The organism is Chitinophaga sp. (assembly GCF_036566945.1).
GTDB lineage: Bacteria > Bacteroidota > Bacteroidia > Chitinophagales > Chitinophagaceae > Chitinophaga.
In genome coordinates this window covers 1-5,695 of the sequence record NZ_DATCVJ010000104.1, presented here as the reverse complement: position 1 = coordinate 5,695, position 5,695 = coordinate 1, and the positions used below count along the sequence as shown (strand labels likewise).

The window sequence follows — 5,695 nt, the reverse complement described above, 5'->3', positions numbered from 1 at the left end:
TACATCGGAAACTCATTGAGTTCCGGCTGATAATCATCTGCATAATCGTTCCATGCCCAGCCGGATCCGTAGCGCAGATTGGTATTTACACCTGGCACCAGGTAAATTTTTTTATTGGTTTGTTGCAGCAGCTGGAGCAGCGGCTGGTAGGCATAGTCCGGATGCAGAAACGACGGGTCGCCCATTCCCTTAATAAACAGGGCGGTATCGTTTTCGTAGTAGCGGACTGCGGGCAGAGAATCTCCCAATAGCTTCAACCCTGCGTACAGGGAGAAGAGCTTCATATTTGAAGCGGGCGTAAAGAATTTATTGTCCTGGTACTGATACCAGTATTTGCCGGTGGCGGGTTCATAAATGCAGATGCCTACATGGGCCTGCTCCATAGGTGCTCTGTGTAACAATTCCGACGCTGCCCATTTTTTGATAGCTGCTACCTGTGCGGTAGCTGATGCTAATGAAAATAGCGCCGTTATTACGAGGAGAGTTCTTTTCATGGCAGGAAATTACGGAATAAGAATTACGAATTACAAATTACGAATTACGGATTTATGGGAAGATAATAGCAGACAGTCTCCCCACAAATCCGTAATTCGTAATTTGTAATTCGTAATTCTTTCTTATCAGGTAAAGTATTTAGTAATGCCTGGTTTCGCATAAGCATAATTACCAGATGCATCCGGCATTACTGGCGGCTGAGCATCAAATGAATATGTTTTAGGATGCAGGTCCAGACCGGAGTTCAGCGCTACATTCCAGTCGATGACCTGACCGGAATAAGTAGCCAAACGGCCTACGATGGCAGTCAGCGTTGTTTGTGCGCCTCTTTCTGCATCTGCAAATTTGTATTCTCCTTTGGCGATAGCGGCAAACAGTTCGTCGTGTTCTGTCTGATAAGGGTTGTTTTCATTTTTCTTATCAAACTGGTACAGGACTTTTCCTTTGTGATCCACGATCTGGGCTTTATCACAGAAGATGCGGCCTTTGGTACCTACAATTTCCTCGTCTACTTTACTCGGTGCATCTTTCCAGTGGCGGCACTGGCTGTTCATCACTACCCCATTGGCATAGCGGTACTCTACGTAGTGGTGATCATAAATTTCACCGTACTCTTTACCGGTACGTACAGCGCGTCCGCCCATTCCTCCTGCAGTTACAGGAGTAGCCCCCATAAACCAGTTACCTACGTCAATATTGTGGATATGTTGTTCTACGATATGATCGCCACACAGCCAGTTGAAGTAGTACCAATTACGCATTTGGTACTCCATCTCTGTATATTCAGGTTTACGTGGTTTCACCCACAACGCGCCCTGATTCCACCATACCTGTGCAGACACCATGTCGCCGATGATACCATCTTTATAGCGTTTGTACAGTTCACGGTATGAATTCTGGTAGCGGCGTTGTAAACCTACTACTACGTTCAGCTTTTTAGTTTTAGCCACGGCTGCGGCTTCCAGCACTTTTTTAATACCTGCAGGATCTGTAGCTACCGGCTTTTCCATAAACACATGTTTACCCTGACGGATGGCTTCTTCAAAATGAATAGGCCTGAAACCCGGAGGGGTAGCCAGTATTACTACATCAGCCAATGCGATGGCCTCTTTGTATGCGTCGAAGCCAATGAACTTATTGCCTTCCGGAACATTTACGCGGCTGGCTTTATCGCCCAGAGCTTCTTTAATATTAGCGTAGCTGTCGTGCAGTCTGTCGGGGAAAGCATCTGCCATCGCTACCAGTTGCACGTTTTCTTTAGTGCTCAGGGCTTGTGTAGCAGCGCCTGTACCACGGCCACCACAACCGATCAGCGCAATTTTGATTACATCGGATGATCCGGAGAAAAAGTTTGCTTTCGATAAGAGAGGCATTGCCAACAGTCCACCCGCAAGCAAAGATGTTTGCTTTACGAATTCGCGGCGGCCTTCTCCGTGGAATTTTTTGTCGTTGTCCATAAATGAATAAGATTTTTTAGATGTTTGGATGTTTCGTCTTTCTAGCGTGCACCTTTATATTTCGCGATCATATCTTCAAAAAACTGTTCTGCTTCTGCGGCTGTTGGTTGTTTTACGGGTCTTACTATTCTGAAGCCAACAAAGGGGGCATCGGCGTTCCACCAGGAGCTTTTCGGAATTTGCGGATCCCGGCGATTCCAGATGGGATCTGATTTTAAACGGGCAGCGCTGCGGAGCAACGGCGCTTCGTCCTGGAAGCTACCACCTTTCAGCAGTCTGGGTGTTTTTGCCGTAGGCACTGTCCAGGGGTCCTGATCTTTTGCAGTGGCTACGCCAGTTTCCTCGTATTGGTCCATTGTCCATTCTTCTACGTTGCCGAGCATATCGTATAATCCCCACGCATTGGGTTTCAGCTGTCCTACTTTATGGTATTTCTGATCACTGTTTCCTTTAAACCAGGCATAGTCTTTCAGTTGGGACGCATCTGCTCCAAAAGGATAGGCCGTGGCGGCACCGGCTCTGCAGGCATATTCCCATTCTGCCGCAGTGGGCAGGCGATAGAATATACCGGTTTTGATATACAGCCATTTGCAGTACATCAGCGCGGCATATTGGCTCATACTATTGGCCGGAAAACCACCTGCTTTACCCATTCCCAGGGTAAGATCAATATATGGCGGGCTTGGGCGGGTCATGCCATCGGGTACCGGTGTTTTATCTTTTTCTGCGTCTGAATAAATATCATATTCGTCGAAAGTCACTTCAGTAGCTCCCATCCAGAAGTCAGAGATCTGTACATTCTTCGCGGGGCCTTCATCTTTGTTCCGGCCTTTTTCATTATCGGGGCTGCCCAGTTTGAAACTGCCTCCTTTAATGGCTACCATCTTAAATTGAACATCGGTGCCTGGAATTTGCTGGCTATAGGCTTCGAACGCCTGGCTTGATTGCGCTACTACTACCTGACTGAATAATCCACTCAGCAGTAAGGTCACATACTGTTTTGTCATCTAACGTGATTGAAAATATAAGTGGGTGAATCTAAAAAAAACTAATCTGGAATACAATATTTTTTTATGAGTGCGAAAAAAGGCTGATGAATTGAAAATTTTTCATGAAAATTAGCATTTCCTTGCAAAACCTATTAATTTAACCATCTGTCATTACACAATCAACCTAACGTTATGGAAAGAAGAAAATTCCTGCAAAACGGCACGCTGGCCGGCATTTCTGCACTGACACTTGGCAGTATTGGCAATACTGCGCAGGCTGCAGCAGGCAACAACAATAACGATGTAAAAGGAAAACCCTTTAACATGAACTATGGCCCGCATGATGGCATGTTTAAAAACAGTGCCGGCGGTGATTTCCTCGACCAGATAAAATACATGTATGATCAGGGTTTCCGCTCTATCGAAGACAATGGAATGTTAGGACGACCACCGGCCGAACAATCCAAAATAGGTGATCTGCTGAATAAACTGGGCATGCAAATGGGCGTGTTTGTAGTGGACACCGGTAACAACTGGAAAACTTCGCTGACTTCCGGCAAACAGGAATTTAAAGATGCCTTTATCAAAACCTGTAAAGAAAGCGTAGAAACGGCCAAACGCTGTAATGCCAAATGGGCCACTGTTGTTCCGGGATACTTTGACCGCAACCTTCCTATGGGTATACAAACTGCCCATGTGGTAGATGCACTGCGCAGCGGGGCAGAAATATTTGAACCTCACGGGCTGATCATGGTACTGGAGCCGCTGAGCGACAACCCCGATTTGTTTCTCCGCACAGCAGAACAAAGTTTTGAAGTGTGTAAAGCAGTAAAAAGTCCTTCCTGCAAAATATTGTACGATATCTACCACATGCAACGTAATGTTGGCAACCTGATTCCGATCATGGACCTCTGCTGGGATGAAATTGCCTATATACAAATAGGCGATAATCCGGGTCGTAAGGAACCGGGTAGCGGCGAAATCAACTATAAAAATATCTTTAAGCATCTCAATAAAAAAGGATACAAGGGCGTATTAGGCATGGAGCATGGTATGGTAGGACAAGGCAAAGAGGGTGAAGCTGCGCTGATTAAAGCCTACAGAGAAGCAGATAGCTTTTTATAAGAATTACGAATTAAAAATTACGAATTACGGAGTTGTGGGGAGAGGACAGCAGATAATCTTCCCACAACTCCGTAATTCGTAATTCTTTTTTCGTTAACTTAACTAGTAAAACAATCTGCTATGGGTTTTCTGATCCGTATACTAGTTAGTGCATTGGCTGCCATGTTAACCGCTTACCTGCTGAAACCTGCAGTGAAAGTAGATACCTTTGTTACAGCCCTGATTCTGGCGTTGGTATTGGCGTTGTTAAATGCCCTGGTAAGACCACTGCTTGTTATTCTCACGTTCCCGGTAACCATCGTTACCTTGGGTCTTTTCCTTTTTGTTATCAATGCGCTGATCATTTTGCTGGCGGCGAAGCTGGTACCCGGCTTCAAAGTAGATGGCTTTTGGTGGGCGTTGCTTTTCAGTATTATCATGACCATCATTAATAGTGTAATGATTAGTCTCGCAGGCAATAGCAACGATTAGCCCTTACTGCCTGTTTTAAAAGCCAACACATGTATTTCGACCGGTCAGACCTGAGCGATACACAATTAAAATCTTTCTATAAAGCCTTGCTATATCCACGGCTGATAGAGGAGAAAATGCTGCTGTTATTACGACAGGGCAGAATAAGTAAGTGGTTTTCGGGCATCGGGCAGGAGGCTATTGCTGTAGGCGCCACCCTGGCGCTGGATGCTGACGAATGGATCATGCCATTGCATCGCAATCTAGGCGTATTTACTACCCGGGAGATGCCACTGGACAAGCTCCTGCTGCAGTGGCAGGGCAGTGAACATGGCTATAGTAAAGGGCGGGAGCGCTCCTTTCACTTTGGCAGCTCCCCGCATCATATCTGTGGCATGATTTCGCACCTGGGGCCTCAGCTTTCCATTGCCGATGGTATTGCCCTGGCACATCAACTCAAAAAAGAGAAGAAAGTAGCTCTTGCCTTCACAGGCGAAGGAGGCAGCAGCGAAGGAGAATTCCATGAAGCCCTCAATGTAGCGGCAGTATGGGGTTTACCTGTTATATTTCTCATTGAAAACAATGGTTACGGACTTAGCACTCCCGTAAACGAACAATATCATTGTGCCGGCCTGGTGGATAAAGCCATCGGATACGGCATGGAGGGCGTGCAAATAGATGGCAACAACCTGCTGGAAGTATACCAAACAGTACGTACTGCGCGGGCTTATGCCATACAGGAACAAAAGCCGGTGTTAATAGAAGCCATGACTTTCCGCATGCGTGGTCATGAAGAAGCCAGCGGCGTAAAATATGTGCCGCCTGCCCTTTTTGAAGAATGGGGGAAAAAAGATCCTATTCTGCAATACGAAGCCTGGTTACAGGAAAAACATATTCTTACCACCGCAGATATCGCTGCCATTCGTGATGAGCTGAAACATCAGATAGAAGCGGATGTAGCGAGAGGACTGGTAGATACGCCTATTGTTGCGGACACCCAGGTGGAAGTAAACGACCTGTATGCCCCCGCACCTGCTGTGGTGGCCACTGCAGGGCCTTCTTCCGAAAAAAGATTTATAAATGCACTCTCCGATGGCTTAAAACAAGCCATGGAAAAGCATCCGGAGCTGATCCTGATGGGGCAGGATATTGCGGAATATGGGGGTGCCTTTAAAATCA

Annotated in this window: 6 protein-coding genes; 3 read left to right on the top strand and 3 right to left on the bottom strand. The window is 46.4% G+C overall.

Annotation, left to right across the window (positions count from 1 at the left end):
- The 3 genes from VIP81_RS03065 to VIP81_RS03055 form a co-directional block, all read right to left on the bottom strand.
- The coding region (locus VIP81_RS03065; RefSeq protein WP_331957009.1) for a D-alanyl-D-alanine carboxypeptidase at positions 1-494 on the bottom strand (494 nt) is incomplete at its 3' end.
- Positions 495-620: 126 nt separating this feature from the next.
- Positions 621-1,952, bottom strand: a complete 1,332-nt coding sequence (locus tag VIP81_RS03060; protein WP_331957008.1) for a Gfo/Idh/MocA family oxidoreductase — start codon at positions 1,950-1,952, stop codon at positions 621-623.
- Positions 1,953-1,993: 41 nt separating this feature from the next.
- Entirely contained in the window at positions 1,994-2,959 is a 966-nt protein-coding gene (locus tag VIP81_RS03055; RefSeq protein WP_331957007.1) for a formylglycine-generating enzyme family protein, read from the bottom strand.
- 174 nt (positions 2,960-3,133) lie between these two features.
- On the opposite strand from VIP81_RS03055, the gene VIP81_RS03050 reads away from it, so the two are divergent.
- From VIP81_RS03050 to VIP81_RS03040, 3 genes are all read left to right on the top strand, one after another.
- Positions 3,134-4,066 carry a hydroxypyruvate isomerase family protein gene (locus tag VIP81_RS03050; protein WP_331957006.1) on the top strand — a complete coding sequence of 311 codons (933 nt, stop codon included), beginning with the start codon at positions 3,134-3,136 and terminating at the stop codon, positions 4,064-4,066.
- Between the two features lie 120 nt (positions 4,067-4,186).
- Positions 4,187-4,537: a phage holin family protein gene (locus VIP81_RS03045; protein WP_331957005.1), complete on the top strand. Its 351-nt coding sequence runs from the start codon at positions 4,187-4,189 to the stop codon at positions 4,535-4,537.
- A 29-nt stretch (positions 4,538-4,566) separates the two neighbouring features.
- On the top strand, positions 4,567-5,695 hold a 1,129-nt coding region (locus VIP81_RS03040; protein ID WP_331957004.1), incomplete at its 3' end, for a thiamine pyrophosphate-dependent dehydrogenase E1 component subunit alpha.